Below are 4,127 nucleotides of genomic sequence, written 5' to 3'. Positions count from 1 at the left end.
GCGGCGGGCCGCCCGTCGCCCCGCCCGCCACCGCCGGCTTCGGCACGGTGGTGATCGGCGACATGGTCAGGAACACCCTCGATGCCGAGGTCGAGAGCCGCTTCGATCCGCAAGGCTTCGTGTGGCGGCTCGACTGCGCGATCGGCAACATCGTGGAACACCATGCTTCTGTCGGAATTTTGCGCTAGGATACGATCCATGGCCGCTAAGATTCTGATCGTCGAAGACGAATATTTCATCGCACAGGAAGTCGCCGAAGCGCTCGAAGGCGCGGGGATGACGGTGCTCGGCCCGTGCTCCAAGGTCGCGGCCGCGCTCGACATCCTGGCCGCTGCCGAGGTGTGCGAGGCGGCCGTGCTCGATGCCAGCTTGCGCGGGGTGAGCAGCCTGCCGGTGTGCGAGGCGCTGACCGCGCGCGGCATCCCCTTCGTGGTGGTCACCGGCTTCAGCGCCGGCCAGCTCCCCGAGCCGATGGCCGCCGCCCCGGTGCTCGCCAAGCCGCTCGATCCCGAACAGCTCGTGAAGGTTCTGCGCCAAGTGATCGGCGGGGGGTGAGCGGCGCGCGGGGCATAAGCCTCGCAAGTATCTGGCCAGCATCGGCGAACCCCGCCTATACCTGACATCCTGACTTCGCACGCAAATCGGGGCAATCACACGCATGAGCTTGGCAGACGACCTTGCCACCGCCCGTACCGAGGAAGACGTCAAGGACGCCTATATCAAGGCGCTGGGGCTGAAGAGCGTGTTCAAGGGGCTGGTCGATATCCAGACCCCCGAAATCTGGTTCGAGGCCAAGGAATCCGCGACCCCGCCGCTGCTGATGTTTGCGCAGCTTCTCACCTATGTCCGCGCCGCCCTCAAGCGCGGCGAGGCGATCCCCGGTTTCCTGTGCGTGATCGACCGCGAGAAGGCCGCGCTGATGGCGACCGAGCACGCGCTCCCGCTGCTTGAGGACAAGACCATCGTGTGGCCCAAATCGGGCTCGGCAGCGGACAAGGCGCTGGCGGCGCAGATTGCCCCCACCATCGAAACCCACTTCGTGCTCTACCGGATCGCCGACTACGAGGCGGAATTCATCAAGGCCGCCAAGGATGCGGTGCGCGAAGGCCGGATCATCCGCACCCAGATCAACCGCAACAACCTGCGGCAGGTGTTCGACAAATGGGTCGCCATGATCGGGGTGGAACTCGGCGTCAAACGCGACTCCGATTATGCCGTGCTGTTCTTCGCCGACATCATGCACGACGGCACCAACGAGGCGATGCGCGATCTGCCCGCGCGACTGCTTTTCAGCGGCAACAAGCCGGTCTTCATCCTGAAAGGCGAGCAATATGAGCTCGCCAGCGAGCGCGGCTATCGCAATTTCTGGAACATCTACCACCGCCCGCCCGAAAAGGAGGATCGTCACTACCTGCTCGAACGGCGCGACAGCCTGCTTCCGGTGGATGACCAGAAGTTCAAGGGCGCATTCTACACTCCGCTCCACATCGTCGACAAAGCCTATGACCAGTTGAACGCCACGCTGGGTAGCGACTGGCAGCAGAAATATATCGTCTGGGATATGTGCGCAGGCGTCGGCAATCTGGAGGCCAAGCATTCCAACCTGCGCAATGTGTATATGTCCACGCTGGATCAGGAAGACGTGACGATCATGCGCAGCAACCCGGCTTTCGCCGGGGCGGAGATTTTTCAATACGACTATTTGAATGACGATGTGACCGATTTCGGCGAGATTGATTACGAGCTGTCGGGCAAGGTGCCGATGGCGCTGCGGCAGGCGATTGCCGATGCGCGCGAGGGCAAGAAGGGCGCGAAGCCGATCCTGGTGCTGATCAATCCGCCTTATGCGGAGGCGATGAATGTCGATAACACCAAGGACAGCGGCGCAAATGCGACGATGAAATCAGGGGTGGCGAGCACCCGCATCAGTCATGGCATGGGCCACCTTGGTTATGCCGCACGCGAATTGTTCGTGCAGTTCCTGCACCGGATCATGCTGGAACTGCCGACGTCCACCTTGGCGATGTTCAGCAAGCTCAAATATGTGAACGCGCCCAACTTCGCGCAGTTTCGCGAGCAATGGACGGCGCAATACCTCGATGGCTTCGTGGTTCACAGCAAGGCGTTTGACGGGTTGAAAGGCCATTTTCCGATCGGGTTTCTGATCTGGGATTTGGCGATGGAACGGCCAGCGCAATCGGTGGGCGTGATCGCTCTCGACAAGGCGGGCGATGTAGTCGGACAACACAAATTCTATCGCGAGCCACCTCGCCCGCCTTTGGCTGAATGGATTGTTCGGCCACGTTCCAATCGCACCCCAGCGCTGCCGTTGAAAAACGCACTTTTGCCAACGGAAAGCACGATTGATGTGCGGGGCCGCTGGTGGGCAGACGGCGCTATTGGCAGCATGATCGTTTTTGGAAACGACCTGCAACACGCCGGAACAACCGGGTTGCTTTCGTCAGGTTACGGCAATGCCGGAGCATTTTTCGTGACCGAAGAGAACCTCTGGCAAGCCGCCATCGTCTTTTCCGTCCGCCGCCTCATCAAACCAACATGGCTCAACGACCGCGACCAGTTCCTGCAACCCTCGCAGCCGCTCTCCGACAGCTTCAAATCCGATTGCCTCGTCTGGATGCTGTTCAACGGCAGCAACCTTACCGCAGGCGCGGACGGGCTGCGGTGGAATGATCGCGACTGGAGCCTCACCAATCACTTCATCCCCTTCACCGAAGCCGAAGTGGGCGCAAAGGCGCGGTTCGAGAGTGATTTCATGGTGCGTTACATGGCGGGCGTAGCGTTCTCACCCCAAGCCCGCGCCGTACTCGATGAAGGTCGCAAGCTGTTCCAGCGCTTTCACGCCACCAGCTTCCCCAACAAGATCCGGCAGGAATACAAGCTCGGCCGCGCCGACGCCGGCTGGTATCAGGTGCGCCGCGCGCTCGAAGCCTATGGCGATACCAAGCTGACCGACTTCGACCCGTTCAAGCAAGCCTACGCCGCGCTAACCGAAAAGCTGCGCCCGATGGTCTATGAACTGGGCTTCCTGCCCGTTTGACGATCAACGCTGAACCGGCTGCACATCAGCCGCAAGCGCGAACGCGCGCCCGCAGCGGGTGCAGCTTTGCTGCACGCATAGCGAGGACGTGGCCGCGGAGGCGGTCACGCAAACTAAGACGCCGTCACGCCCTCGGCGCGCTTCTCGACCAGCTTGAAGGCGCGCTCGTACCATTCGCTGCCGGGATAGTTCGCGCCCAGCACCGCGGCATACTTCACCGCTTCCTCGGGCAGGCCGAGGGCGAGGCTGCTCTCGGTCAGGCGGTAGAGCGCCTCGGGCGTGTGGCTGGTGGTCTGGAACTTCTCGACCACGTTGCGGAAGCGCAAGTCGGCGGCGAGCCACAGGCCCGAACGCTGGTAGTGGCGGCCGATCTCCATCTCCTTGCCCGCAAGGTGATCGGCGACCAGATCGAGCTTCAGCCGCGCGTCGGCGGCATATTCGCTCTGGGGAAAGCGCCGGTTGACCTCGCGCAGCGCGGTCTGCGCCTGCTCGGTGATCTTCTGGTCGCGGTTCACGTCGCTGATCTGCTCGTAATAGGAGAGCGCGATCAGGTAATAGGCGTAAGGCGCATCCTTGTTCCCCGGGTGGATCGACAGGAACCGCTGCGCATTGGTGATCGCCTTGTTGTAATCGCGCGCGATGTAATAGCTGAAGGCGCTCATCAGCTGCGCGCGGCGGGCCCAAGGCGAATAGGGGTGCTGGCGCTCCACCTCGTCGAACAGCGCCGCGGCCTGCAGCGTGTTGCCCTTGTCGAGCCGCCGCTGCGCCTCGGCGTAGAGCGATTCGACGTCGCGCGCCACGTAGGCGACGTCCTTCTCCCCCCCGCCCCCGGCACAGGCGCTGAGGCTGCCGAAGGCGAAGGCGGCGAGCGCGGCGACGGCCACGCGAGAGGTGAGCTTGGATTGCATGGCCTCGCGTATAACGAGGCCCGCCCTGAACGCCAAGTGAAGGCTGACGCCCTGTGCGCAAGTCGCAAGACTTGCAAACAAGAGGCGCAAGCCCGGCCGGCGGGTCGGCGTCAGCCGACCCGTTCGACGACGCGGCTTTGCCGCGGCGCCCTCCGCCCCTC

General features: G+C 63.0%; 3 protein-coding genes and 1 pseudogene. 3 read left to right on the top strand and 1 reads right to left on the bottom strand.

Annotated elements, in window-relative coordinates:
* The 3 genes and pseudogenes from AX692_RS20170 to AX692_RS12160 form a co-directional block, all read left to right on the top strand.
* Positions 1 to 188, top strand: a pseudogene (locus AX692_RS20170) (hypothetical protein); the annotation flags it as partial.
* A 10-nt stretch (positions 189 to 198) separates the two neighbouring features.
* Positions 199 to 555: a response regulator gene (locus AX692_RS12165; protein WP_073973505.1), complete on the top strand. Its 357-nt coding sequence runs from the start codon at positions 199 to 201 to the stop codon at positions 553 to 555.
* Positions 556 to 892: 337 nt separating this feature from the next.
* Positions 893 to 3,058 (top strand): hypothetical protein, encoded by a 2,166-nt coding sequence (locus AX692_RS12160; protein ID WP_230959645.1) that lies wholly within the window; start codon positions 893 to 895, stop codon positions 3,056 to 3,058.
* Positions 3,059 to 3,171: 113 nt separating this feature from the next.
* Here AX692_RS12160 and AX692_RS12155 read toward each other — a convergent pair whose 3' ends face one another.
* Entirely contained in the window at positions 3,172 to 3,966 is a 795-nt protein-coding gene (locus tag AX692_RS12155) for an outer membrane protein assembly factor BamD (protein WP_073973503.1), read from the bottom strand.
* Between the last annotated feature and the right edge of the window lie 161 nt (positions 3,967 to 4,127).

The organism is Erythrobacter donghaensis (genome assembly GCF_001557325.1).
GTDB classification, from domain to species: domain Bacteria; phylum Pseudomonadota; class Alphaproteobacteria; order Sphingomonadales; family Sphingomonadaceae; genus Erythrobacter; species Erythrobacter donghaensis_B.
This window is presented reverse-complemented; position numbering and strand designations above follow the sequence as displayed.